Source organism: Streptomyces sp. NPDC028368 (assembly GCF_055565615.1).
This window is the reverse complement of record NZ_JBVHTY010000010.1, coordinates 31,806-57,049: the sequence shown is the minus strand read 5'-3', so window position 1 is coordinate 57,049 and position 25,244 is coordinate 31,806. Positions and strand designations below refer to the sequence as shown.

The following is a 25,244-nucleotide window of genomic DNA, read 5'->3' as shown; positions in this document are numbered from 1 at the left end:
TGGGGTCGGTGACCTGCTACTGATGCTATCCGCCGGGCACACCGCGACCGCCGCTGCCGGAGCGGGGCGGTTACCGCAGCGGGTGGCGCCTCTTGAGGCCGGCGCGCGCCGCCCGCGCGAGGCGCTCCGCCCCGGCGTTCGCCCGCAGTCCATCGCTCAGATCCCACGGCTCGGGCTGCAGGAACAGCAGCTCGCCGGTGCCGGCCACCAGGGCCGCGCCCCCGAACGCCTCGTCACCGGCGAACCAGAGGCCGCCCGCGATGCTGTGCGGCCGGCCGCCGCGCGGCATCACATTCATCGCCAGCAGCGTGGCGGGCCCGTCCGTGCCGTCGTCGCCGAAGCCGACCAGGAACCGCAGGCGGTCCCGCTCGCGCCGCACCATCTCGTCCGGCCGCCGGAACACGAGCGGATAGGCGCGAAAAACCCGGGAGCATTTACGCAGCCAGGAGACGGACGACCAGAACATGATCACCGTGACCAGGGCCCCGATGAGCGCCACGATCGCCAGCGGCAGCAGATATCCCAGCCCCGAGGCGATCGCCAGGACGAATACCGGCACGAAGAGGACGAGGTACTTCGCGAGCCGCTTCAGCGCCAGGGCGTAGTGGTATTTCACCGCGCCCCGGACGTCGGTGCCGTCGGTCGGGTACGGAACCCGGGTCCGGGGCGCAGCGGCCCCGGCCCCGGCCCGGTCGCCGTCTCCCGACGTCACCCGAAGACGCTCCGCACCGTTTCCGTGGAGCCGTGGCCCGCCCCGGAATCGGACTCCTCTTCGACCGCGGCCGGATCGGTGAACGAGAGCGTACGGGCGGTGCCGAGCAGCACCTCGCGGTAGTCGGCGGCGAGTTCCACCGACCCGGTCACCAGCTGCACGGTGATGACCGACGACGAGGCGGTGTCCGGGACCGCCACCAGTCCCTGCCAGATCGTGCCCTCCAGGGGCTCTTCCTGGCCCTCGGGGGGCAGGCCCGGCGCCACGGTCTTGCGCTCCGACTGGACCAGGAAGCCGGTGCCGATGGGCAGTTCCACCGGCCGGATGCCCTCGTCGGGCCCGGTGCCGGTGGAATCGGCCAGCATCTTGGTGAGCACGACCTTGGGGTTCACGCCCGGCATCGGGAGGCTGGAGACCGTGATGACGGATATCGAGGCGTCGCCGTTGTCGTCCGGGTGCACCCCGAGCGCACAGCCCAGCACCTCGTGCTTGCGCATCTTCATCAGGACGACGGCATAGAGCCGGAACACCTGGTCGGCACGGTCACGGAATTCCTCGGGCAGCTCCCGAATCTGCTCCGCGACCGCGTCGAGTCCCTCGAGTGACGGGTCGAGATCCAATTGCTGGTACCCGTGCGGAAGTCCGTACCAAAAGAGCGGCTTGGGCTCGGCCACCGCAACATCAAACCGGTCGTTCACAGCCGGATACCCCTCACCAGTTCGCCGATATCGGCCGCGATTTCGGTGGCCGCGCCCGTGATACCCGTCGAGGCCGCGGCCGCCTTGGTGCCTTCGGCGGCGTCGTGCCCGTAACCGTCGTCCGGGATGACGTTGAGGCTTTCCAGCGACGACGCCATGTTCGCCGCCACGTTGACGCCGTTCACGGCGAAGTCCCAGGTCTTGGCGCTCGTGGCGACATCCAGCGCCTTGTACGAGAACGCGGGCACCACTTCCTTGGCGAAGGTCCCGAGTTTGGAACCGGCCGACAGGGCCTCGCCGCCTTCCCTGGCGACCGCCGCCGCGAGGCCCGCCTCGCTGCCCGCGCGGGCCAGGGCGCCGACGCCGGGCACCATGCCCAGGGCGTCACCGCCGACGGACGCCCATGCGGTCAGGCCTTCCTTCCAGCCGTATTTGCCGGTCAACGAGTCCCGGAAGTCCTCGCTCGAGAGGTTTTTCCCCATGGACACCGCGCTGGCCGCCACCGCGATTCCGGCGAAGAGCGGAGCCAGCGGCGTCGGGAAGAGTGCCAGCAGACCGGCGATGGCGCCGATCGTTCCGGCGTGCTCCACCAGGAAGTCGACGGCCGCCTTGATGCCCTCGCCGATGGCGTCGAGGGTTTTGCTGAACCACCCCGGCTCCTTCGGGGCCAGCTTGTCGTCGGCCTCGTCGAGCTTGCCGGCTATCTCGTCGGCGCGGTGGGTGTGGTCGCCGTCCAGCTCCCGCGCCTTCTTGATGACGTCCTGGTAGGCGGTGTTGGCGTTGTCGAGGTGGGTGGTCGCCTCGTTCAGCGAACGCTCGGCGGCGCGCAGCCGGGCCGTCGCGGCGTCGGCCTCCGCCTGGCTGGGGTATTCCTTGCCGCCGAGTTTGAGATCCGGGTTCTGACTGGCCTGGTCACGGCTCGTTTTGGCCTTGTCGGCGGCCTCTTTCTTCCGGGCCGCCTCCTCGTCGTACTTCTTCGCCAGGTCGCGGTGCGAGATGAGATCGCTGTCCCATTTGCCCAGCCAGCCGGCGGCCTTCTCCAGCGAGTGCGCGGCGTTCTTCATATACGTCGGGAGTTCGCCGTCGAGGGCGTCCCGGAACGCGTCCGCCGCGTCCCCCTCCCAGTGACTGCTCTCACCGAGGAGCCGCTCGATCTGACGGTGGGAGTTGCCCAGCGCGGTCGCGGCGGCCTGCACCTTGCGCTGCAGCGCGGAGACCTCGCCCGGAATTCCCGGGACCGGATTCCACCCGAGATCGGGGTACGGATTGTCAGCCATCAGTTCTGCCCCCCGCCGGCCGAAGTCGCCGTCTTCTCCATCTGGTTGAGGGCCTTCGAGAGGTTCTCCTCAAGCGCTTCGTAGCTCAGCTTGTTCGCCTTTACGCCCTCGCTGATGGTGCTGATCATTTCCTTCAACTGCTCGGACCCGTATTTCCACTTCTCCTGGAAGGTGTCACACGCCTCGTCGAGCTTCCCCGTCCCGATCTGATCGGCACGGACGTGCGACAGCGCATTGCGCGCCTCGTCCAGCTCTTTGAGTGAGTCCTGCAGCGACTTGACGAATCTGTCCAACTGATCCGTATCAGTCTTGAAATGATCCCCCATGAAATGACCCTTCGTGGTGTCAAGCGAAGCGAATTTAGCGACACATGCAGGACAGAACAGACATTCCCGTCCGGTGCCGATCGGCGGCAGTTTAATATATGAGTAAAGGCCGGGATGGCGCTTGCCCCTTGGGGAACTGGCGGTGTCCGAATGCAGAACAAGACCGGCGCCTGACGAGGTCCGAGGCGGCGCCGCAGGCGAGGAGGACCCCGTGGACGACGCCCGGATTCAGGCTGCCCGGGAGCGGGCCCAGCGCGAGGCGGCCAAGCAGGCCCGGCCCCAACTCGCGCCGGGCGAGGCCGCGTTCGACCACCCGGCGACCCACGCCGCCTGGACGGCGGCGCGCCGCCGGGTGCGAGGGAGCCTGACCCTGTGGACCGTCCTGTGGGTGGCGCTGTTCGTCGGCGTCAGCCTGCTCGGCACGCTCGACCTCGCCCCCCGCACCGGGAAGAACCTGGTCGGCGGGCTCGGCGCCCTGCTGTTCCTCTCCTACCTCTGCATCCTCTATCTCCGCCTCGGCTCGCTGCGCTGCCTGGCCCGTATCCGCGGCGTACTGCGGACCGAACCGTGGCGGCCGATCCCCGGGGCGCGGCGGTCCGGCACCACGGACTCGACCGGCGTGGCCGTTGAGCTGCGGCTGGGCGCCGACGGGAACGAGCCGGCCGGCGGCGTCACGATCCGCAAGGCACACGACGGCGCCCAGGTGGCATCCGCCCGCAACCCCGTCCACCGGCGCCACTGGTCCCCGGCCATGGAGCAGGGCGCCTGGTACGCCGGCGACTTGGCGCACGGCGTCCTCGCCCTCCCGGACGGCACCGGCCTCATGGAGGTCAAGCGCAGGCCCTAGCGGCCCGGATCACCTTCGGGCTTTCGGGCCGTTCACCGGCCCGCCGGGGCAGGCGCCGGCGCCACGTTCTGATTCGCGTGGAAGAAGTTGTCCGGGTCATACATCCGCTTCACACCCGCCAGCCGGTCGTAATGGTCCCGGTAGGTGGCCCTGACCCGGTCCTGCCCCTCCCCCGTCCCCATGAAGTTCACATACGCCCCGCCCATCGAATGCGGATGCAGCTCCTCGCAATAGTCGACCGACCACTGTTTGATGGTCTCCGCGTTGTCCGGGTCGGGGTCGATCCCCGCGATGACGCCGGACCACAGGGCGTCCCGGTAGGCCCAGGCGGTGTCGTCCTTGCCGACCCGGGCCGCGGCGCCGTCGACCGGGTAAAGGTGCATCGTCGACAGGTCGGTGGGGAGGTTCTCGCCGTACTTGAGGTGTACGCCGATGGCCTCGTCCGTGATCCGGTCGAAGAACGCGCCGCGCCAGTACCACTGCAGTCCGGGCGGCAGCAGCTCGTCGAACATGGTCTGCAGCGCCGGATACGGCATCGGCACCGCGAAGTGGAAGGTCGGCGCGCCGGGCCCGTCCGGCGCCGCGAGCGCGGTCTCCACCGCAGCCAGGTCCCCCGTCCAGCACCACACCACGCCGCACATCTTGTGCCCGTGGATCTCTTCCGGGAACGGCGGCGCGGGCGGCACCGTCAGCAGGGCGAAGAATCCGCTCAGGTCCTCGGGAGCCTGGGGGATGACGTCGCGGTACCACTCCAGCACCTCGCGGGTCTGGTCGACGGGCCACAGGGTCACCCCCACGCCCACCGTGTGCACGGGCCGCAACTGGAAGTTGAATGACGTCACCACCCCGAAATTCCCGCCGCCGCCGCGCAGCGCCCAGAACAGATCCGGGTGCTCGGTCGCACTCGCCGTCACGAAGCTGCCGTCGGCCAGTACGACATCCGCACCCACCAGGCTGTCCACCGTCAGGCCGTATTTGCGGGTGAGATAACCGTGCCCGCCGCCGAGGGTCAGGCCCCCGACACCCGTCGTGGACACGATGCCGGAGGGAAGGGCCAGGCCGAAGGCGTGCGTGGCGTGATCGACATCGCCGAGCAGGCTGCCGCCGCCCACCCGTGCCGTCCTCGCCCGGGGATCGACGCGTACCCAGCGGATCGGCGCCAGATCCAACGTGACGGCGTCGTCCTGGACGCACAGGCCGGCGCCGCTGTGCCCGCCGCCGTGTACGGCCGCTTCCAGGCCGCGGTCACGGATGAAGCCGATGGCCGCCATGACATCCGCCGCGTCCGAACACCGCACCACGGCGGCCGGGCGCCGGTGGATCATCGCGTTGTAGATCGTGCGGGCCTCGGGATAGTCCTGGTCCTGAGGGCCGATGACCGGGCCGCGCAGTGCGGTCCGCATCTCTTCCACAGTGGTGCCGTCCATGCCGCACTACTCCTCGACGAGGCGCCGCTACCGACCGCAACCCGCCCAGGCTTCGGCAGAGCCCCACAGGGCTGCTCCATCCAGCGTCCCGCCGGTCGCCGGGCCGCGCAATTCTGGGGCCGCCTCCCTACCGCAGATGCAGCCCGCGCTCCGCACGCTCGGCCTCGCGGAGCTCATCGCACACCTGCTCGGGTTCGCGGAGGATCTCCGGTTCGTGCAGGTCGGCGGACGAGCGGGCGGTGACCGGCAGCCCCAGTCCGGCGAGCCGTTCGGCCCATTCCGCGAACATCTCGTCGCTGTCATGGACGTTGGCGTCCAGACATGCCTCGAGGAAGCCGCTTCCGCGCAAGACCCGGAAGGAGGCCTCCGTGTCGACATGCACGACCGGCGCCGGCTGATCCGCCGGCTCGTCCGGATGCACCCAGTACCCGTAGTAGTCGCCGTCCTCGCCTTTGGCGAAGACCTTGAGGTACTGGGTCATCCGGTCGAAACCCGCGCAGACGGCCGCCATCTCGGGGTCGGCGCGCTCCCGCTCGTTGAGGTAGCTGTGGTCGCGCAGCGGGTCGGTCTCTCCCGGCTCCAGAAACGTGATGCCCCACTCCCCGGGGAACTCCGTGCGTCCCTCCCACTGCGCCCTCAGCAGGGCCTTCAGATCATCCGGTATCGGGCGTCCGCCCAGCCGTTCACGGGAGAACTGCGCCAAGCGGTCGTCAAGCATGCGGATCTCCGTAGGTCACGTACATCACTGCAGGTCAGGCCGCGTCGAACGCGCGTGCCAGTGCGAGGCTGTCCTCGAAGGTGATGTAGCGGGTGATCTTGCCGTTCTCGACGGTGAGATGAAAGGCGAAGGGGGAGGCGAAGGTCTTGCCCGTTGCCTTGACCATGTGGCGCATCCGGCCGAGCGCCACGGCGTCGGCGCCGTCGACGACGAAGCGCGAGATCGTGAAGTCCTCCAGCTGGAGGTGCTCGGGCAGCGACCCGAAGAACTCGGCGGCCTCGGCGCGCGTGGTGCGCCGCCCCACCCAGGGCACCTCCTTGGCACCGTAGATGTCCCACTCGATGGTCTCCGCGAACAGCTCGGCCAGCGCGTCGATTTCGCCGTTGCCGAGTCGGCGGTAGAACTCTTCGACGACGGTCCGGGTATCGCTCATCAGCGTTCCTCACAGGCGCATAAGTGATGGTTCACGCATGTCAGCGCCGCCCGGAGACGATCTATTCCGCCACCCGCCCCCCATCGGATCCACCCTCTGATCCTCCACCAGCCGTACTGGACGCACGAGTTCCGACCCGGGCCCGCCCTTGCGTGGCGACAAGGCGGGCCCGAGGGCGAGCCTCCGCCTACCCGGCCGCGGTGATCGCCTCGAGGATCCGCGCCGCCGCCGTCCCCAGCCCGGACGGCGCCCCGAGGCGGGCCGGGGATCCCGCTGGATACCGCAGGTCGGACTCGCGATAGCGGTAGCAGTCGCGGTGCCAGGTGAGGATGCCCGACAGCCAGTTCTCCAGCTCCCGGACGTAGTCGTCCAGGGCCGCGCGGCCTTCGGGCGAGAGGTTGAAGTCGTCGCAGACGACCGGGAGTTCGTTGGCGGCGACGTGCTGGAATTCCCGCATACGGGACGTCATCAGGTCGTTGATGATCGCCAGGGCGGTCGGATAGTCGCAGTCGAAGAAGTTCTGCACGACGAGGATGCCGTTGTGGACCTCGCCCTCGTACTCGATCTCCTTCTGGTACGAGAAGACGTCGTTGAGCAGCATCGCGTAGTCGGCGGCGGAGTCCTCCAGGGAGCGCAGGGTCCCGGTGCGGAAGATCTCGGGCGGGATCGTCCGGCCGTGGCCGATACGGCAGAGGGCCATCGTCAGATCGGAGCCGAAGGTCGCCCGGCGCATCTCGATGTAGTCGACGGGATCGGGGATACGATTCTGCGCCTGGTTGTCCAGCTCCCAGAGCCAGCTGGCAATCATCGTGTCGACGGCGGCGCGGAAAGTGCGGCGCGCTTCCGGCGTCATCGGACCCGCCGTGCGGGCCCACAGGTCGGCCAGGGAACGTTCCATCGCGGTGGCCGGCTCCGGCACCGGCGTCGAGGAGTCGACGGGCATCTGGGCCGACAGCCGCGCGTTGGTCGCCTTGGCCGCGGCCAGGTCGCGGGTCCGGCCGAAGACCGCGGGGTAGTAGTCGTCCCCGTACGTGCCCCAGGTCAGCCACTGGGAACTCAGGTCGAGTTCCTCCGGGGTGGCGTCCGGGTCGAGGCCCGCCGCGCACAGGGGGAAATCGAATCCGGCGAGGGTGCGCTCGTCCCAGATGTCGGAGAGCGGCACTCCGGGCTGCGGCTGGAGCAGGCCCATCCGGTGCGCCCAGGAGATGCAGTTGCGGCGGGCGGCGTCCAGGTGGGGGCTGAGGGTGGTGGTGAACGGCATGTAGAGGTCGGGGATCCGCGAGGGGCCGACCTTCTGGTGCGGGATGTGGGTGTAGCGGCGTACCCGCTGCGTCTCGGAGACGGCGAGGGCGGCCTTCAGGTCCGCGGCGGTGGTGCCGAGCCCGCCGAGGGTGAAGGGCGACCAGGAGGTACTGCCGGCGGCCCCCGCCCCGCCGCCGTTCATATAGCGGCTGGAGCGCAGATGCCATTCGTGGCCGCCGGACTGCCAGTCCTGGAGCCCCTTGGCGTAGGCGAGGACGTCCGCGCAGGCGTGCGGGGCGAGCCCCTTGTCCGCGAAGAGGACCGGGAGTTCCTCGAAGACCGTGTTCTCGAATTGCTGGAGACGGGACGTGATCAGGTCGTTGACGGCTTCCGCGGCCTCTTGCGTCGTGCAGTCCAGGAATGTCTCCAGGACCAGCACACCATTGCTCAGCTCGCCTTCGTCCTCGGTCTCCCGCTGGTAGGAGAAGAGGTCGTTCCGCAGGTGCACGCCGTCGGAGAAGGTGTCCTTGAGAACCCGCAGCGGCCGCGAATCGGCGACGGCGGCGGGGACTTCGGCCCCGGTCGCGTACTCCACCAGACCGGCGGACCACGGGGCTCCGCCCACCTTGCGGCGCATTTCGATGTACTCGACGGGATTGGGAACCCGGTGAATGTTGATGTTGGACAGTTCCCACAGCGATTCGTTGAGGAGATGCTCGGTGCTTTCCCGGAAACGCGCCCGCCACTCCATCGACATGGCCGGCACGGTGCGCGCCCACAGATCGGCGAGCCCCGCCTCTACGGGATTGGTCGGCTCGGGTACGGGCGTGGCCAGGTCCATCGGCATGAAGGCCGGCAGCCGGTCGAGGTATTCCTTGCCGCCCTCCCGGTCCAGCGTGCGTTTGAACTTCTCCAGGAAGTGGTCGTCGAAGAAGAAGACCCAGACATACCAGTCGGTGACGAGGGAGAGCGCCTGCTCGGAGCAGTCCGGGTGGGTATAGGCGCACAACAGGGCGTAGTCGTGCGCATCGAGATCGCTTTCCTCCCAGATATTCGACCCCTCCAGCATTTCCATGCTCCGGGCCCATTCCTTCGAATGCCGCCGGGCCTCTTCCAGATGCGGGTTCAGCCGCGCCGGATACGGCGTATAGAAGTGCGGCAATTCGAATGGCTGTGTCATTACTGTTGCCCTCTCCCCATCGGTGCACTGCAACGGCAGAGCACTACCCGGGGAGCGCGCGGACTAGGCTTTGCATCGGCTCAACTTGCGGGAATGGGCGGGTTGTTGGTAAAGGAAGCGCGGGCCTTTGGTAGGTGTTCCCGTACGGGTTTGCGGACGGTCGCCCGCAGCGCCAGTTCCGCCAGCGCCTCCGGTGCGCCCTCCTGGCCGCGGATTCCGGGGAAGGCGTTGATGTCCACGATGAGCGGTGCGCCGCCGCCGGCGTCGAGGATGTCCACGCCGTAGACCTCCAGCCCGAAGACCTCGCCGACCCGCAGCGCCGGTTCGGTCCAGGCCGCGGGCAGGTCGCGCACCGGCAGCGGCAGCGTCGGCCCGCGCCCTTCCGGCGCCAGTTCCGAGCGGCGCCGCGCGGCGAAGAGCCGGCCGTCGATCACCCACAGCTTGTGGTCCCAGCCGCTGTTCGCGGTGAACTCCTGGACCACCACCGGCTCGTCGGCCCATTCGGCGGCCAGTGCGTGCAGCTGAGCGGCACCGTCGGCGCGGGCCACCAGGTCATGCCGGCGGCTGTGGCGACTTTTGATCACCAAGGGGGTGGCCGGTCCGCCGTCCGCGGCCAGCGCGGCGAGCGTCGGCACATATGTGGTCGCCGCGAACGGCAGGCCGGCGCCCCGGGCCAGCTCCGCCATCTCGACCCGGTCCTGGCAACGGGCGGTGGCCGCCGAGGAGTTGATGACCCTCGCACCGCGCTCCTCCAGGAGGGCGGCCAGGGCCAGCGCCCGTGGCGTACGCGCCTTGAGCAGGTAGACATCGGCGAGCCCGGCGGCGGAGGCGTGGACCGGTCCGGCCGGGCGGGTCCAGGAAGCTTCCGCCGGATCCAGGAATTCGACCTGGTGGCGGGGTGCCAGCACTTCGGTGGCGGCCGCCAGCAACGGGTGCTCGGGGTCCGCCGTCACCAGACAGATCCTCATCACGCGCCGCCCACCGCTGCCGCGGAGCGGGTCTTGGCCGGCACCACCTGGGGCCGGGCAAGGGGAGCGCGCCCGGCGGCGGCCTGTTCGCCGACCGCCGCCGCACCCGCCGGAACTCCGGCAGGAAGTCCCGTACGAGCCCCCGCATTTCCCTGGGTACGGCCTCCCGTACGCGCGAGCCGCAGCACCGCCTCGCCCACCTTGGCCACGGCATCCGGCACCTGACGAAAGCTCGGGAAGTCATTGACATCGACGACCACCGGGCCGTCCGGCCCGAGCAGAATGTCCGCCCCGTACAGATCCAGCCCGAAGACCTCACCGATCTCGGCGGTGATCCGGGCGACTTCGGGCGTGAGCGGGACCTGGCGTTCGCGGACGGTGTGCGCCGGGTGCAGGGGGGAGCAGCGCTCGGTCGCGTAGAGGTCGCCGGCGACGCTGTACACCTTCAGATCGGTACCGGAGTTGGGGACGTACGGCTGGGCGATGAGCAGCCCGTCGCCGGCCGCCTCGAAGCCCGGCTCCAGCAGCCGGTCCGGCGTCGCAACCAGGCGTACGGCGCGCCCGGAGCTGCCGTCGGCGGGCTTGACCACCAGCGGGTATTCCGCCTCGGGTATCTCGGCGAACTCCTCGGGCCGGGACGCCACATAGGTCACCGGGACCGGCAGCCCGCTGCCCCGCGCGATCACCGCGGCGAGCGCCTTGTCGCGCACTCCCCGTATCGCCCGCGCGTCGTTCACCGTCGTCAGGCCGACGGTGGCGGCGGCTTCCAGAAGGGTCAGGCCGGGGCCGCCGGAGACGGTCTTGAGGACCCAGGCGTCATGGCTGCCCGCCTGTATCGCCTCCGATATCCGGATCAGCGACCGGCCCGGCCACATCACGTCCACCTGGTGGTCCCAGGCGCTGAGTTGGCGGATCACGTCCAGCGGCATGCCGTCGTGGCGGTACTGCTCCTCCACCAGGAAGCAGAGTTTCATCGGTACACCTTCAAAGCGTCGTGTTCAAAGCCGTCGTGATCGCCACATGACGCACCAGGATCCCATGCGTCTCTTGGGCACCGGGCTGTGGCCCGGATCCGGCCGCCAGGGGCGCCCGGCGGTGTTTCGGCGAAGTTACGCCACCGCCCGGATCCGGTACGCGCGCCATGAGCTGGGCTTTGCCGGCCCCGGCCGGGGGCTTCGCCACCCGCCTCCCGACCTCGTGAATCCCGCATGTCGGAAGCCTTGTTCCGCTTCTGGCCGGGTCCTAAGGTCGGGCCACCCGGCGCGGCTGACCTCGTACACGGGTGCTTTCCGGCGTCGACACGTGCGCGGCCCACCCCGCCGCTGCCCGGCTACCGACGCCCGAGGACGTACGTGCTCAGCGGGATCTACGTGTCGGAGCGAGGAAGCAGGCGAGCGGGTTGGCGAACGAAGAGCAGGACCGGCAGCAGTGTGAGCAACAGGAGCGGCACCAGGAGCAGGCGGTACCCCGGGACGACGGCCAGGACGGCGTCGGACGGCGCGGCTTCCTCGTAAAGATGGGCCTGACCAGCGCCGGAGGACTCCTCGGCGCGGCGATGACCAGCGGCACGGCACAGGCGACAACGGCGCAGGAGGCAACGGCAACTCCCACGGCCACGGCCACCACCACAGCGGCAGGGCAGAAGAACGCCCTGCGCCCCGGCCACTTCGACGGCACCGAGCAGCTCCTCGTACCCGAGCTGCTGCTCCTCCCGGAGGGACCGGTCCGGGGCCAGGCCGTCCTCGTCAAAGGCGGGAAATTCCACGCGATCGGCCCCGCGAAGAAGCTGATGGCCGCGCATCACGGTCTGCACCCGGTGCGCCTGGACGGCCATCTGCTCATGCCGGGGTTCGTCGACGCCCACCACCACCTCACCCAGAGTTTCGGCAAGGCCCAGTCCTTCGGGCAGCCTTCGGAGATCTTCAAGACGATCTGGGAGCCGCTGGAGCATGCGCTGGACGAGGAAAGCGCCTATCTCTCGGCAAAGCTGGCTGCCCTGGAAGCGCTGCGTGGCGGCTTCACCACCGTCGCCGACGCCGGAACCCGCGCTCCGGTCGATGTGGCGGCGCTGGCGAAGGGCACCGAGGAAGCCGGTATCCGCTGTGTCCTGTCCAAAATCGTCTCCGACGGGAAGGGCGGGCCCGCGCACCTGGGGCGGTGGGACGCCCACCCTCTGATCCATCCGTCGCTGGCCATCGCCGTGCCCGAGGACGCACCGGATGCCGTCATCAAGCACACCGTGGACCTCTGCGCCGAGGCCGGCGCGATCCTCCAGATCCATGTCAATGAACATCTCGCCTCGGTGGAACGCTCGTTGAAGAGCCTGGGCCGCCGCCCGGTCGACCATCTGCACCACATCGGCGCGCTCGGACCGCACACGCTCGGCGCGCACGCCACCTTGCTCACCCCCGCCGAGATGCGCATGCTGGCCGACTCCGGGGCGGCGATCAGCTACAACCCCGTGGCCAGCGCCTGGAAGGGCAACGCCGTCACCCAGGCCACCATGCTGGCCGCGCTGGGCGTGCGGTTCGGGATGGGCACCGACGGCACCCGCGGCGACGGCTTCCGGCTGCTCGACGCCGCGGAGTCGGCGCAGCGGCTGACCAGCGGAATGGCCACCGGGGACTCGGTGTGCGGGGCCGGGCGGCTGTGGCTGGAGCATGCGACGTCGCGCAGCGCCGACGCGCTCGGGCTGGGCCGCGTCACCGGCGAGATCGCCGTGGGCAAGGCCGCCGACTTCCTCGTCGTGGACATCAACGTCCCGGAGCTCACGCCCTCCTACGACCTGCAGTGGGAACTCGTCCGCCTGGCCAACCGCGACCTGATCACCGCGGTCGTGGTCAACGGCCGGCTGCGGCTGTGGGAGGGCTGGCCCCCCGACTGGGACGCCCGCGCGCTGGTGGAGCGGGCGGCGACGGTGGGGCCCGAGGTCGTAAGCAAGGCCGAACTCCAGCGCGTCGAACCGAGATAGCCGGGGGCGGGGGCCGAGGCCGGGGGCCAGGACCCGGACGGTGGCCGGTGATCGGGGGCCGGTCACCGCCCCTTCGGGATCCACCGGGCGATCAGCAGCGCCGTGAGCACCACTCCCCCGGCCAGCCCCAGCGTCGCCATGTGCAGTCCGCCCGTGAACGCATCGACCACCGCCGCCCGCAGCCGGCCGTCCGCCGTACGGGCCTCGGCCGCCGCCACCGTCGTCGGATGGCCGGGGCCCGACAGCGGCGCGGGCAGCCGGGCCGCGAAGACCGCCGTCGTGATCGTGCCGGTCACCGCGATGCCGAGGGCGCTGCCGAGCTCCCGGGCCAGGCTCTGCAGTCCCGATCCGGTGCCGGCCCGGTCGGCGGGCAGCGCGGCCATCATGGCGTGCGAGAGCAGCGGGGTGGCGATGCCGCAGCCGAGCGCGGTGAGGCCGGCACCGAGCGCGTAGAGCACGTACGGGGTACGGGCGTCGGCGGCGGAGACCGTGCCCAGCCCGCCCGCCAGCACGAACATGCCGACGACGACCGTGCCGCGCCGCCCGCACACCCGCTCCAACAGCAGCCCGCAGCGCGGCCCGGCCAGCAGCGCCACCGCCATCGGCAGCAGCCGCACCCCGGCCCCCAACGGCCCGTATCCCTTGGCGTACTGCAGATACTGGCCGTTGAGGTAGAAGAGCCCGAACATGCCGGTGAACAGCGCCGCCATGCCCACCGCCCCGGCGCGCACACCGGGGCGGGCGAACAGCCGCGGGTCGAGCAGCGGCTCGGCGACCCGCAGTTCATGCCGCGCCCAGGCCGCCAGCAACAGCCCCGCCACGGCGAGCGCCCCCAGGACCGCCGGGCTCCCCCACCCCGACTGCGGTCCGGACACGATCCCGTACAGCAGCGCCAGAAAGCCGCCGGTGAGCAGGGCGCTGCCGAGCGGTGCGGCCGGGCGCGGATAGCGGGCGGTGACGGGAGTGACCGCGGCGACCAGCAGCAGGGCGGCCAGCGCGAGCGGCACCAGACAGACGAAAAGCGTGCGCCAGGTGCCGTACCGGAGGGCCGCGCCGCCGCCCACGTTCCCCAGTACGGCGGCGAGCCCGGTCATCGACGCCCAGATGGCGATGGCCTTGCGCCGCGGCCCGTCCGGCAGCCCGTCCACCAGCAGCGCGAGCGTGGTGGGCAGTACGGCGGCCGCGCCGACGCCGCTGATCATGCGCCCGGCGATCAGCACCCCGACGTGCGGCGCGGCCGCGCACACCACCGAACCGACGGCGAAGACCCCCAGCCCGCTGAGCAGCGTGCCCTTGCGCCCCCGGCGGTCGGCCAGCGCCCCCGCGGGCACCAGCAGGCAGGCGAAGACGACGACATACCCGTCCACGACCCACACCACCGCCTCCGCCGACGGGCGCAGCGCCCCGGCGGAGAGGTCGGGGATGGCCAGGTTGACGGCGGAGACCATGCCGACGACCAGGGTGACGCAGAGGCACATGGCGGTGGTCATCAGGGCGCGGGAGCGGCCACCTCGGCCGGCCGTACCCGTACCCGTTGCGGTATCCGTGTCCGTGTCCGTGTCCCCGTCCGTATCCGTACGCGTAGCCACTCGCGTACGCCCCCTATGACGGGCGGGGTGGGCCGGTGACCGTGCCCCGCGCCCGGTCGAGCGTCGCGTGCAGCGTCAGCCGGTCCCCCCGCAGATGAATGAACTCCAGGTCGGCGGGGCGGCCGTCGGCGAGCCGGGTGAGCCGTTCGACGGCGAGGACGGCACCGCCCTCGGGCATCGCCAGCACCGCGCACGTCGCCGGATCCGCGACCACGGCCTGCACCGACACCTCGGCCCTGCCGAGCGGCATCCCCGCCTCCGTCTCGATCAGGTCGAAGACGTCCTGCCGCTCCAGCGCGTCCCGCCCCCGCGCCAGCAGCGGCTCGCCCACCTCGGCGATGAGATACGTACAGTCCAGGGACAACGGCGCGCCGTCCACCCGCCGCAGCCGCTCCAGATAGACGGCCGGCGCCCCCTCGGCCAGCCCCAGCCGCCGGGCGACCGAGCCGGGCGGCCGTACGATCCCGGCCTCGCGCACCTCGTTGACGACCGTGCCGTGCCGCTGCAGCACCTCGGCCAGGCCGGACAGCTCCCCGAGCGGATGCTCGTACGCCCGCCCGACGGCGACCGTTCCCACGCCCCGCCGCCGCTCGACCAGCCCCTCGTCGCGCAGCAGCCCCAGCGCCTGCCGCACCGTGTTCCGCGAGGCCCCGAACTCGGCGATCAACGCCCGTTCATCCGGCAGCACCCCGCCAGGGAACGCCCCCCGCAACACCTGTCCCCGCAGCACATGGGCCACCCGCCGAGCCCGATCGGCCCGCGTCAGCGGCTCCCCGGCCGCCCCACCGTCCCCCGGCTTCGGATCGCGCACCAAGCCTCCTCGCTCACCCGGATCGAACGCGCCCGACGCTAGGCGCCCGGCGTTACGGCGAAGTTACGCCGCCCCATCTGACCTGCATAGATCGCTGACCTGGGGAAGAGGGGGGCGAGACACGGGCAACGCCACCGCCGCGGCCGCTCCCCTGCGGGCGCACCGTGCGGCAAGCTGATCGCTACCGTGGGGCGGCCCCGCAGGCACCCGCTCCCGCACTCTCTCGAAAGGGCCGTCCGCCATGCCCCACAAGGCCGCCCCGTTCGACACCCTGGACCGCCGGATCGTCGCCGCTCTGATGGAGAACGGCCGGGCCAGCTTCGCGGAGATCGGCGCGGCCATCGGTCTCTCGTCCACCGCGGTCAAGCGCCGGGTCGACCGGCTGCGCGAGACCAACGTGATCACCGGGTTCACCGCCACCGTGCGGCCCGCCGCGCTCGGTTGGCTCACCGAGGCGTACGTCGAGGTGTACTGCGACAGCGCGGCGCCGCCCCGCCGCCTCGCGGAGGTCGTACGCAACCACCCCGAGATCGCCGCCGCGATGACCGTGACCGGCGGCGCCGACGCGTTGCTGCACGTCAGGGCGACCGACGTCGAGCACTTCGAGGAGGTGCTGGAGCGCATCAGGGCCGAGCCGTTCATCCGCAAGACGATCAGCTACATGGTCCTGTCCCATCTGCTCCCGGACAGTCCGGAGGCGGGCGCACGGCAGCCGAGCGCCGCACCCGGCGCAGCAAACCATCAGTAGCGGCGCGACATACGCAGCATTCCTGCGCCAACGAGCAGCTTTCGTTTCTTGTGGCCCGAATCGGGGGCTCCTTACCGTGGAGAACGCCCGGTTGACGACCAGTGACCCTCGGTCACCCCGTCTGGTTCCACCCGGCCGCTCCGCTCCACCCACCCCCGCCTGCCCCGCAGGAAGCGAAAGGGATGCTTCTGTGCCAAGGGATGTTTCCGCGCCACGGGACGCCTTCGCGTCGACGAGCCGTCCGGCACTTCGTACGACGCCGCGTACGACCATCCGCACGCCGCGCGCCCGGCGCTATCTGGTCTGCGAGCCCAGTCACTTCGACGTGCGCTACGCCATCAACCCCTGGATGCGTGAGAACGCGCAGGTGGACACGGCCCTCGCGGCCCGGCAATGGCAGACACTGATCCGCGCCTACCGCGAGCACCACCACACGGTGGAGGCCATCGCCCCCGCACCGGGCCTCCCCGACATGGTCTTCGCGGCGAACTCCGCGCTGACCGTCGCGGGCAAGGTCTTCGGCTCCCTCTTCCACGCGCCCCAACGCCGCCCGGAATCCACCGAGTACGAGACCTGGTTCAAGACGGCGGGATACGACGTCTACCGCCCGGAGTCGGCGTGCGAGGGCGAGGGGGATCTCGTACCGGCCGGCCGCTACATCCTCGCCGGCACGGGCTTCCGTACGACCCGCGAAGCCCACGCCGAGGTGCAGGAGTTCTTCGGCGTACCGACCGTCGGCCTCCGCCTGGTGGACCCGTACTTCTACCACCTGGACACCGCCCTCTTCGTCCTCGAAGAAGCGCCGGAATCGGGCGACGCGAACATCGCCTACTACCCCGAGGCGTTCTCCTCCGGCAGCCGCGAGGTGCTCCAACGGCTCTTTCCCGACGCGCTTCTCGCCACCCGGGACGACGCCATGGCCTTCGGCCTCAACTCCGTCTCCGACGGCCGGCATGTCTTCATCGCCCCCCAGGCCACCGGCCTCATCGACCAGCTCGCCGCCCGCGGCTACGTCCCCGTCCCCGTCGACCTCTCGGAATTCCACAAGGCCGGCGGCGGCATCAAGTGCTGCACCCAGGAGATCCGCTCATGACTGTCACACCTCAGCGCACCCGCCGCTCGTCGGACGCCTTCATCCAGGCCGAAGCCCCCGTCGTCGCCCACAACTACCACCCGCTCCCCGTGGTGATCGCGCGCGCCGAGGGCGTCTGGGTCGAGGACGTCGAGGGGCGCCGCTATCTCGACATGCTGGCCGGCTACTCGGCCCTCAACTTCGGCCACCGCCACCCCGCCCTGATCGAGGCCGCCCACCGCCAGCTCGACCAGCTCACCCTCACCTCCCGCGCCTTCCACCACGACCGCCTCGCCGACTTCGCCACACGCCTGGCCGGCCTGACCGGCCTGGACATGGTGCTCCCGATGAACACCGGCGCCGAGGCGGTGGAGAGCGGCATCAAGGTGGCCCGCAAATGGGCGTACGACGTCAAGGGCGTCCCGGCCGGTCAGGCCACCATCGTCGTGGCCGCCGGCAACTTCCACGGCCGTACGACCACCATCGTCAGCTTCTCCGACGACGACACCGCCCGCACCGGCTTCGGGCCCTTCACGCCGGGCTTCCGCACCGTCCCCTACAACGACCTCGCCGCCCTCGAAGCGGCCATCGACGAAACGACCGCCGCCGTCCTGATCGAACCCATCCAGGGCGAGGCGGGCGTCCTGATCCCCGACGACGGCTACCTCACCGGCGTACGCGAGCTGACCCAACGCACCGGCTGCCTCTTCATCGCCGACGAAATCCAGTCCGGCCTCGGCCGCACCGGCCACACCCTCGCCGTCGACCACGAATCCGTCCGGCCCGACATCCTCCTGCTCGGCAAGGCCCTCGGCGGCGGCATCGTCCCGGTCTCCGCGGTCGTCGCCCGCCGTGACGTCCTCAGCGTCCTCGGCCCCGGCCAGCACGGCTCCACCTTCGGCGGAAACCCCCTCGCCGCCGCCGTCGGCTCGGCCGTCATCGACCTCCTCGCCACCGGCGAATTCCAGCGCCGCGCCGCCGAGTTGGGCAAGGTCCTGCACACCGGCCTGGCCGCCCTCACCACCAAGGGCGTCACCGGCTTCCGTACCCGCGGCCTCTGGGCCGGCATCGACATCGACCCGGCCCTGGGCACCGGCCGCCAGATCAGCGAACGCCTCCTGAACGAAGGCATCCTCGTCAAGGACACCCACGGCTCCACCATCCGCCTCGCCCCGCCGCTGACCATCAGCCGGGAAGAGCTGGAGGGGGCACTGGACGCCCTGGAGCGCACGCTGTCGTAGGCCCGCCGCCGGCGCCCTCGCGCGCCCGCTCGCATGAGGGCGCCCCCTCCGGAGGTCGATTTCGAGGGGGCGCCGTCATGCCCGTTCCGACGCCATCAGTGCGCGCGCCGCCGCGCCGGCGTCCCGCGCCGCTTGTGGGCTGCCGGATATCGCGGCCGTGGTGATCGCCCCGTCGACCAGCAGCGCCAACTGGCCTCCCAGCACGGCGGGTTCCCGCACCCCGGCAGCGCGCGCCAGCTCGGTGAGGTAGTCGAGCAGCGCCCGCTTGTGGTCACGGGCGGCGGCCGTCACGGAAGCGGACGTCGCGCCCAGCTCACCGAAGGAGTTGATGAAGGCGCAGCCACGGAAGCCGGGGGCGGTGAACCACGTGTGCAGCCAGTCGAAGACGGCTGCCGGGCGGGCTTCGGGGGTGGCGGCGTGCTCGGTGACATGTGCGGCGAGGGCGCTGCGCCAGCGGGTGTCACGGCGGGTCAGGTAGGCGGCGACGAGGTCGTTCTTGGAGGGGAAGCAGCCGTAGAGGCGCTTGAGGGAGACCCCGGCCGCGGTGCGGAGTTCGTCCATGCCGACGGCTTGGATCCCGCGGTCGTAGAACAGCTTCTCGGCGGCGTCGAGTATCCGCACGCGGGGCTCGTCCGTGGCCGTACCGCCGCCCTCGTCCTGGCGCATTCCTGACTCCCGCTTCCCTGGAGAACGTTCGTTCTCTAGAGTAGCCGAGGCGGTGGAGAACGAACGTTCTCCACCGGTCACGCACGTCAGAGCAGGCCAGGAACAGTTCAGGAACAGGACAGGAAGGAGCCCGTCATGGCGTCACGACCCCCGTTTCCGCCGTTCGACGAGCAGAGCGCGCGGCAGAAGGTGCAGGCCGCGGAGGACGCGTGGAACACCTGCGATCCCGAGCGCGTCTCGCTCGCCTACACCGAGGACTCGATCTGGCGGAACCGCGACACCTTTCTCACCGGCCGCGACGCCATCGTGGCCTTTCTGCGCCAGAAGTGGGCCCGGGAGCGGGACTACGCGCTGCGCAAGGAGCTGTGGTCGTACAGCGGGAACCGCATCGCGGTGCGGTTCCAGTACGAGTGCCGTGATGCACAGGGGCAGTGGTGGCGCAGCTACGGCAATGAGCTGTGGGAGTTCGACGAGGACGGGCTGATGCGGCGGCGCGAGGCGGGAATTCATGACGTCGCGATCGAGGAATCGGAGCGGCGGATCTTCGGGGCCCGGCCGGATGCGGAGAAGGGGGAGGAGACGCAGAAGGGGCCGGCGGGCACATCGGCCGGTCTTCCCTTCCGTTGAGGGCGCCGGGGACGGTTGAGGGGCGGGCGGGCACCGGAAGGTAGCCTGCACCGGTCAACGCCGCGTTGACCTTCGTTCGTGCAGTTGCCGTCTCCATGGGGGAACTCAGTTATGTCCGCACCGCCGCCGCCCTATCAGAATCAGCCGCCGCAGCAGCCGTACGGGTATCCGCAGCAACAGCAGCAGCAGCCCTATGGGCATCCGCAACAGCAGCAGCCGTACGGGCAGCCGCAGCCGCCGCGCGGGCCGCAGCGGCCGCCGCAGCGCAGTCCGTTGCGGGCGCTGATCACCGCCGTCATCGTCCTGGCCATCTTCGGCGGCGGGGCCTGGTACGTGTGGAACTACAACACCGATCCCAACGGCGGCAAGGCCGCCGAGGAGGCCTCGGCGTCCGCCTCGGCCAAGGCCTACGACGACAAGCACAACCCGAAGGTCGGCGACTGCGTCAAGGTGGACGGCAGCGGCGATGACGTGGAGACGACGGTCGTCGGCTGTGACTCCGCCGAAGCCGAGTACAAGCTGGGCGAGACCCTGACCGGCGCCGACAAGAAGTGCGGGCCGCAGTACGTCTACCGAATCGCGACCTGGAGCCGGCACAGCGTCGGCCAGACCATGTGCTTCACCAAGGCCTGACCGTCGGCCCGCTCGCCGGCCGTCGCCCGCGGGAGCGGGTGGCGGCCGGTGCTGTTGTCCGTCGGAGGGCCCGGCCGATGATCTCCACACCCTCGGTGATGGCTGCCGGGGAGCTCGCCGCGTAGCCGAGAACGAGCCCCGGCGGATGGGGGCGCTGGCTGTGCCAGGACAGGGGCTGGACCTTCACCCCGGCGGCGAGGGCCGCGGCGGCAAGGCCGGTGTCCGAGAGGCCGGCGCGCGTCGTATCCGCCGGTTCCTCGAAGGTGAGGGTCAGGTGCAGCCCCGCGGCCGCGCCGTGTACGACCGCGCCCGGCAGATGCGTACGGATCGCCGCGATCATCGCGTCCCGGCGGCGGCGATGGCGCGTGCGCAGGAGCCGTAGCCGGCGCTCCAGTTCGCCCGATTCCATCAGATGGGCCAGTACGCACTGCGGCAGCACGGCGTTGCCCAGGTCGGCGAAGCGTTTGGCGTCGGTCAGCGCGTCCCGGTATTTCGGCGGCGCGAGCAGCCATCCCACCCGTAGGGCGGGCGCGAGCAGCTTGGACACGCTGCCGGCGTAGCAGACGTGCTCGGCGAGCATGGCGCGCAGCGCGGGCACTGGTGGGCGGTCGTAGCGGTGCTCGGCGTCGTAGTCGTCCTCGATGATCAAGCCGCCCTCGCCCGCCCAGCGCAGCAGTTCACGGCGTCTGCGGCCGCCCAGCACCACCCCGGTGGGGAACTGATGCGCCGGCGTGAGCAGGACGGCGGGCGCCCCGTCGGCCCGTAGCGCATCGACGCGAATGCCCTGGCCGTCCACCGGGATGGGCGGCGTCCGCACGGCCCAGTTGTGCAGATGCTGGCGTACGCCGAGCGATCCGGGGTCCTCCACCGCTACCGCGGAGATGCCGTCGCGCCGCAGGACCTGGGCGATCAGGCCGAGTGCCTGCGCGGTGCCGGCGACGATCAGCACCTCCGACGGGTCCGCCCTGATGCCGCGATTACGGGCCAGCCAGTTGGCGACGGCGAGGCGCAGCGCCGGTGCGCCTCGGGGATCGCCGTAACCGAGGTGCGCCGCCGGGACGTCGCGGAGGACGGCGCGTTCGGCGCGCAGCCATGCCGCCCGCGGGAACGCCGTCAGGTCGGGCACGCCGGGCGAGAGATCGATGCGGGCCAGGGCCGTACGGAGGGAGTCGAAGACGTCCGGGCCGGGGGCGGTGGCGAACGGTGCGGGCACCGGCGGTGGCTCGGCGGGCACGGCCTCCGCCAACGGCGCGGGTGCCGCCAACGGCGCGGCGACGACGACCGTGCCGCCCCTCCCCCGCCCCGCGATCTGCCCGTCCTCGGTCAGCCGCTGATACGCCTCGGTCACCACGCCACGCGATACCCGCAGGTCGGCGGCGAGCGCCCGGGTGGCGGGCAGCTTGCTCCCCACCGGGAGGCGGCCGTCGGAGATCGCCAGCCGCAGCTGCCGGGCCAGCCAGTCGGAGCGCCCGCCCGTGGGCGCGCCGTCGATGTCCAGCTGGAGGAAATCGGCCCCGGGGGCCGCGGGGCCGGGCGTCGCCGCTGCCGCTGCCGCTGATGTCGTACCGGTGCGCGGCGAGGTTATGGACCGGTCGGCAGGGTTGTCTTTGGACCTGTTCACCGGGCCATTGTGGCGGCACGGTGAATCCATGTACACGGGCAGCGAGTTGAGCGAATTGAGCGGTTTCACGGCACAGGCACGCGAGACGGCCGGCGATTACGTCCACGGATATTCGGAACGGGAGGCCCGCAGGCTCGGCGATCAGGCCGACACCCTCGCCTCCCTCCTCCATTCCGGTACGTCGTATCCCGCGGGCAGCCGTGTCCTGGAGGCCGGCTGCGGGGTCGGCGCGCAGACCGTGCACCTGGCCGAGGGCAGCCCCGGGGCGCGGATCGTCGCCGTCGACCGGTCCGCGGAGTCGCTGGCGCAGGCGCGCGCTCATGTGGCCAGGCATGCGCCGAAGGGGCGGGTCGAGTGGCAACAGGCCGATCTGTATGAACTGCCCTTCGGGGACGCGACCTTCGACCATGTCTTCGCCTGCTTCGTACTGGAGCATCTCGGCGATCCCCGGCGCGCGCTGGCCGAACTGCGGCGCGTCCTGCGGCCCCACGGCACCCTCACCGTCATCGAGGGGGACCACGGATCGACGCTGTTCCATCCGCAGAGCCGTGCCGCGCACGACGTGATCGGGCACCTGGTCCGGCTCCAGGCGGACGCCGGCGGGAACGCGCTGATCGGCCGGGAGCTGCAACCGCTGCTGGCCGCCGCCGGGTTCGACGACGTGGCGGTCCGGCCACGTACCGTCTACACGGACGGGACGCAGCCCGCGCTCGCCGACGGGTTCACCCGGCGGACCTTCATCGCCATGGTCGAAGCCGTACGGGAGGAAGCGCTCCGCGCCGGACTCGGCACCGCCACCGACTGGGACCGGGGAATCGCCGGTCTACGGCGCGCCGCGGACGACGGCGGCAGCTTCCACTACACGTTCTTCAAGGCCGTCGCCGTCAAGGGGAGCGAGACGAGTTCGGGCAGCTTCCGGGCCGTCTCCGCGTCCGAGGGCATACACGCGAACAGCTTGACGCCGGGCGCGTCCAGCGCCGCCAGCTTCACATAGTCGAAGGTCAGCGGCCCGACCACGGCGTGGTCGAACTCCCGGCGGCTGCTGCCCAGGTCGGCGAGGTCGTGCGCCTCCCACCAGGCATGGAACTCGGGGCTCACCTGCCGCAGGTCGGCCGTGAGCCGCTCGAAGCGGGGCGCGCCGAACTGTCCCCGCGCGTCCGCCCGGAACTGGGCGACCAGGTCCCGGGCCTGCCCCTGCCAGTCGACCAGCAGGGTGCGCAGGGCCGGATCCGTGAACACCAGCCAGAGCAGATTGCGTTCGGCGGGCGCCAGCTGCGCCGGGTCGCCGATCAGTGCGGCCTCGGCGCGGTTCCAGCCGACCAGGTCCCAGTTGGCGTCGAGGAGGTAGGCGGGGTGCGGTTCGAGGGCGTCCACCAGGCGTTGCAGGGCGGGGCCCGGTCCGCGGCCAGGTGGCTGCTCCGGGGGCCGCTCGTCGGCGAGCGCGAACAGATGGCGGCGCTCCACGGAGCTGAGCATCAGGGCGCGGGCCAGGCTGGTGAGGACCTGGCGGCTTACGGTGATGTCCCGCGCCTGCTCCAGCCACGTGTACCAGGTGACGCTCACCCCGGAGAGCTGCGCGACCTCTTCGCGGCGCAGTCCCGGCGTACGTCTGCGCGGTCCCGCGAGGATGCCCGCCTCGGCCGGCGTGACCCGCTCCCGGCGCGACCGCAGAAATTCCGCCAGACGGCGCCGTCGCTCCAGGTCGGCCATCGCACTCGATTGACGTAGGGGGTAGCTGGAACACCAGCATAATCGGTCTCTGTATCTCTGTTCGGGCCTGGATGACGCTTACGGCATGACCCGGACCGAGCCCTCGGGCACCCGCTCCCAGCAGGCCGCCACGAGGCAGCACACCACGCACCCCGCACACCCCGCACCCCCGCGCTCCCCCTGGCCGGCCCTGGCCGTCGTCCTGGTGGGGGCGTTCATGGCGGTCCTCGACACCTTCATCGTGCTCGTCGCCGCGCCCGCCATCCAGGCCGATCTGCACGCCTCCGCCGCCGACATCCAGCTCATCCTGGCCGGTTACCAACTCACCTACGCCATGGGCCTGATCACCGGCGCCCGGCTCGGCGACCGCTACGGCCGCCGACGGCTGTTCCTGATCGGTATGGCCCTGTTCACGCTGGCCTCCGTGGGCTGCGCCGTCGCGCCCGACCCCGGCAGCCTGATTGCCGCGCGGCTGGCGCAGGGACTCACCGCGGCCGCGATGTTCCCGCAGGTCTTCGCGATGATTCAGGTACTGATCCCGGCGGCGCAGCGCCCGAAGGCGTTCGGCGCGCTCGGCGCCGTCATCGGCATGGCCACCATCGTCGGCCAACTGCTCGGCGGTGTCCTCATCTCCAGCGGCTTCTCCGCCGCCCTGTCCGCCGACCTCTTCGGCTCCGCCTGGCGGTCGGTCTTCTGGGTCAACGTCCCCATAGGGCTCGCCACTCTGTTTCTCGCCCTGCTGCGCGTGCCCGAGTCGCGCGCACCGGAGGCCAGGCGCCTCGACCTGCCGGGGGCCGTCGTGCTGACCGTGGCGCTCTTCCTCCTTGTCGTGCCGCTGGTCGAAGGGCGCTCGTACGGCTGGCCGCTGTGGACCTGGCTCAGCCTGGCCGGCAGCGCGCTCGCGTTCGGCGCGTTCGGCCTGGTGGAACGGCGGGTTGCGGCTTCGGGTGGCGCTCCGCTCGTCCACCTCGGGCTGCTGCGTACCCGCCCCTTCGCCGTCGGCATGACGCTGGTCGTGGTCGCGTACGCGGGCATCAACTCCTTCTTCCTCGTCCTCTCGCTCACCCTGCAGGACGGTCTGGGCATGGACGCGCTGGGCGCCGGACTGGTCTATACGCCGCTCGCCGTCGCCTTCTTCGCGGTCAGCGTCATCGCCGGACGGCTGGCCCGCTTCGGCCGCCGCCTGCTCCAGGCCGGCGCGCTCGTCAGCGGCCTCGGGTACATCGCCACGATCGTGCTGGTCGGCAACGCCGGTACGGCGCTGACGGCCTGGGCCCTGGCACCGTCGCTGGTGCTGGTCGGCGCGGGCAACGGGCTGCTGGTCACGCCGCTGCTGAACGCCGTACTCGCCAACGTCGGCCCCCAGCAGGTCGGCATGGCCTCCGGCGTGCTCTCCACCTGCCAGCAGGTGGGCGGCGCGGTCGGCGTCGCGGTCGTCGGCGTCCTCTACTACGACTCCCTGGGCAGCGCCGCACACAACGACACCGGCGCGTACGGGCATGCGCTGACCACGGCCGTCGTCTTCAACCTGGTGCTGGCGGCGGCGATTTCGGCTCTGCTGCCGCTCCTCCCCGACACCGCCGCGGCACGCGCCGACGCGCCCGCTCGACGCCCCGACACCGCCGCGAAACCGGGAACGTGACCACCGCGGCCCCCGGTGCCCGTTCGGCAGCCCGGCGCACCGGTCCGGCAGGGCCGACACGCCGGACCGACCGGCCCGGAAAAGC

At 71.1% G+C, this 25,244-nt stretch carries 23 protein-coding genes and 1 pseudogene; 9 read left to right on the top strand and 15 right to left on the bottom strand.

All coding sequences use genetic code 11. The features are described 5' to 3' along the window. Positions 1 to 70 precede the first annotated feature (70 nt). The 4 genes from ACZ4S3_RS23205 to ACZ4S3_RS23190 are packed head-to-tail and all read right to left on the bottom strand — an operon-like array spanning position 71 to position 3,013. Entirely contained in the window at positions 71 to 712 is a 642-nt protein-coding gene (locus ACZ4S3_RS23205) for a hypothetical protein (protein WP_467937146.1), read from the bottom strand. Beyond that, positions 709 to 1,386, bottom strand: a complete 678-nt coding sequence (locus tag ACZ4S3_RS23200) for a hypothetical protein (RefSeq protein ID WP_467937144.1) — start codon at positions 1,384 to 1,386, stop codon at positions 709 to 711. Before ACZ4S3_RS23200 ends, ACZ4S3_RS23205 begins: the two co-directional genes overlap by 4 nt. 20 nt (positions 1,387 to 1,406) lie before the next feature. Continuing rightward, complete coding sequence (locus tag ACZ4S3_RS23195; protein WP_467937142.1) at positions 1,407 to 2,687, bottom strand: putative T7SS-secreted protein; 1,281 nt, start codon at positions 2,685 to 2,687, stop codon at positions 1,407 to 1,409. Next, positions 2,687 to 3,013 (bottom strand): hypothetical protein, encoded by a 327-nt coding sequence (locus ACZ4S3_RS23190; RefSeq protein ID WP_467937141.1) that lies wholly within the window; start codon positions 3,011 to 3,013, stop codon positions 2,687 to 2,689. Before ACZ4S3_RS23190 ends, ACZ4S3_RS23195 begins: the two co-directional genes overlap by 1 nt. Positions 3,014 to 3,224: 211 nt before the next feature. Between ACZ4S3_RS23190 and ACZ4S3_RS23185 the strand changes: the two genes are divergently transcribed. Continuing rightward, positions 3,225 to 3,860: a hypothetical protein gene (locus ACZ4S3_RS23185; protein WP_467937139.1), complete on the top strand. Its 636-nt coding sequence runs from the start codon at positions 3,225 to 3,227 to the stop codon at positions 3,858 to 3,860. 32 nt (positions 3,861 to 3,892) lie between these two features. Here the strand turns inward: ACZ4S3_RS23185 and ACZ4S3_RS23180 are convergent, their stop codons facing one another. From ACZ4S3_RS23180 to ACZ4S3_RS23155, 6 genes are all read right to left on the bottom strand, one after another. Then, positions 3,893 to 5,287, bottom strand: a complete 1,395-nt coding sequence (locus ACZ4S3_RS23180) for an FAD-binding oxidoreductase (protein ID WP_467937137.1) — start codon at positions 5,285 to 5,287, stop codon at positions 3,893 to 3,895. Positions 5,288 to 5,414: 127 nt separating this feature from the next. Then, complete coding sequence (locus ACZ4S3_RS23175; RefSeq protein ID WP_467937135.1) at positions 5,415 to 6,005, bottom strand: hypothetical protein; 591 nt, start codon at positions 6,003 to 6,005, stop codon at positions 5,415 to 5,417. A gap of 34 nt (positions 6,006 to 6,039) precedes the next feature. Next, entirely contained in the window at positions 6,040 to 6,438 is a 399-nt protein-coding gene (locus ACZ4S3_RS23170; protein ID WP_467937133.1) for a nuclear transport factor 2 family protein, read from the bottom strand. Positions 6,439 to 6,625: 187 nt separating this feature from the next. After that, entirely contained in the window at positions 6,626 to 8,860 is a 2,235-nt protein-coding gene (locus tag ACZ4S3_RS23165) for a family 2 encapsulin nanocompartment cargo protein terpene cyclase (RefSeq protein WP_467937131.1), read from the bottom strand. Between the two features lie 80 nt (positions 8,861 to 8,940). Further along, complete coding sequence (locus ACZ4S3_RS23160) at positions 8,941 to 9,828, bottom strand: ATP-grasp domain-containing protein (protein ID WP_467937129.1); 888 nt, start codon at positions 9,826 to 9,828, stop codon at positions 8,941 to 8,943. After that, the gene (locus ACZ4S3_RS23155) at positions 9,828 to 10,802 is read right to left on the bottom strand and encodes an ATP-grasp domain-containing protein (RefSeq protein ID WP_467937127.1); all 975 of its coding nucleotides are present in this window, start codon (positions 10,800 to 10,802) and stop codon (positions 9,828 to 9,830) included. The genes ACZ4S3_RS23160 and ACZ4S3_RS23155 overlap by 1 nt, the downstream gene beginning before the upstream one ends. Before the next feature lie 425 nt (positions 10,803 to 11,227). Here ACZ4S3_RS23155 and ACZ4S3_RS23150 point away from each other — a divergent pair, with 425 nt between their 5' ends. Continuing rightward, positions 11,228 to 12,799: an amidohydrolase family protein gene (locus ACZ4S3_RS23150; RefSeq protein ID WP_467937125.1), complete on the top strand. Its 1,572-nt coding sequence runs from the start codon at positions 11,228 to 11,230 to the stop codon at positions 12,797 to 12,799. Between the two features lie 62 nt (positions 12,800 to 12,861). Here the strand turns inward: ACZ4S3_RS23150 and ACZ4S3_RS23145 are convergent, their stop codons facing one another. Continuing rightward, positions 12,862 to 14,388, bottom strand: a complete 1,527-nt coding sequence (locus tag ACZ4S3_RS23145) for an MFS transporter (protein ID WP_467937123.1) — start codon at positions 14,386 to 14,388, stop codon at positions 12,862 to 12,864. Positions 14,389 to 14,401: 13 nt separating this feature from the next. Next, positions 14,402 to 15,199 carry a GntR family transcriptional regulator gene (locus tag ACZ4S3_RS23140; protein ID WP_467937121.1) on the bottom strand — a complete coding sequence of 266 codons (798 nt, stop codon included), beginning with the start codon at positions 15,197 to 15,199 and terminating at the stop codon, positions 14,402 to 14,404. A gap of 241 nt (positions 15,200 to 15,440) precedes the next feature. On the opposite strand from ACZ4S3_RS23140, the gene ACZ4S3_RS23135 reads away from it, so the two are divergent. The 3 genes from ACZ4S3_RS23135 to rocD all read left to right on the top strand — a co-directional run bounded on the left by ACZ4S3_RS23135 (position 15,441) and on the right by rocD (position 18,260). Then, the gene (locus ACZ4S3_RS23135; protein ID WP_467937119.1) at positions 15,441 to 15,947 is read left to right on the top strand and encodes an Lrp/AsnC family transcriptional regulator; all 507 of its coding nucleotides are present in this window, start codon (positions 15,441 to 15,443) and stop codon (positions 15,945 to 15,947) included. Between the two features lie 271 nt (positions 15,948 to 16,218). Further along, entirely contained in the window at positions 16,219 to 17,040 is an 822-nt protein-coding gene (gene ddaH / locus ACZ4S3_RS23130) for a dimethylargininase (RefSeq protein ID WP_467937565.1), read from the top strand. Further along, positions 17,037 to 18,260: an ornithine--oxo-acid transaminase gene (gene rocD, locus ACZ4S3_RS23125; protein ID WP_467937117.1), complete on the top strand. Its 1,224-nt coding sequence runs from the start codon at positions 17,037 to 17,039 to the stop codon at positions 18,258 to 18,260. Before ddaH ends, rocD begins: the two co-directional genes overlap by 4 nt. A 75-nt stretch (positions 18,261 to 18,335) precedes the next feature. On the opposite strand, the gene ACZ4S3_RS23120 is transcribed toward rocD, so the two are convergent. After that, positions 18,336 to 18,926, bottom strand: a complete 591-nt coding sequence (locus tag ACZ4S3_RS23120) for a TetR/AcrR family transcriptional regulator (RefSeq protein WP_467937115.1) — start codon at positions 18,924 to 18,926, stop codon at positions 18,336 to 18,338. A 135-nt stretch (positions 18,927 to 19,061) separates the two neighbouring features. Between ACZ4S3_RS23120 and ACZ4S3_RS23115 the strand changes: the two genes are divergently transcribed. Beyond that, positions 19,062 to 19,553, top strand: coding sequence for a nuclear transport factor 2 family protein (locus ACZ4S3_RS23115; protein WP_467937113.1), 492 nt, complete (start codon positions 19,062 to 19,064; stop codon positions 19,551 to 19,553). 111 nt (positions 19,554 to 19,664) lie between these two features. After that, on the top strand, positions 19,665 to 20,186 hold the full coding sequence (locus ACZ4S3_RS23110; RefSeq protein WP_467937111.1) for an LppU/SCO3897 family protein: 522 nt from the start codon (positions 19,665 to 19,667) through the stop codon (positions 20,184 to 20,186). On the opposite strand, the gene pdxR is transcribed toward ACZ4S3_RS23110, so the two are convergent. After that, positions 20,173 to 21,807, bottom strand: coding sequence for a MocR-like pyridoxine biosynthesis transcription factor PdxR (gene pdxR / locus ACZ4S3_RS23105; RefSeq protein WP_467937109.1), 1,635 nt, complete (start codon positions 21,805 to 21,807; stop codon positions 20,173 to 20,175). The genes ACZ4S3_RS23110 and pdxR overlap by 14 nt on opposite strands. 28 nt (positions 21,808 to 21,835) lie before the next feature. On the opposite strand from pdxR, the gene ACZ4S3_RS23100 reads away from it, so the two are divergent. Continuing rightward, positions 21,836 to 22,801, top strand: coding sequence for a methyltransferase domain-containing protein (locus tag ACZ4S3_RS23100; RefSeq protein WP_467937107.1), 966 nt, complete (start codon positions 21,836 to 21,838; stop codon positions 22,799 to 22,801). On the opposite strand, the pseudogene ACZ4S3_RS23095 reads toward ACZ4S3_RS23100, so the two are convergent. Next, positions 22,768 to 23,517: pseudogene (locus ACZ4S3_RS23095) on the bottom strand (helix-turn-helix transcriptional regulator); the annotation flags it as partial. The gene ACZ4S3_RS23100 and the pseudogene ACZ4S3_RS23095 sit on opposite strands and share 34 nt — an antisense overlap. An 85-nt stretch (positions 23,518 to 23,602) precedes the next feature. On the opposite strand from ACZ4S3_RS23095, the gene ACZ4S3_RS23090 reads away from it, so the two are divergent. After that, complete coding sequence (locus ACZ4S3_RS23090) at positions 23,603 to 25,159, top strand: MFS transporter (RefSeq protein WP_467937105.1); 1,557 nt, start codon at positions 23,603 to 23,605, stop codon at positions 25,157 to 25,159. Positions 25,160 to 25,244: the final 85 nt, after the last annotated feature.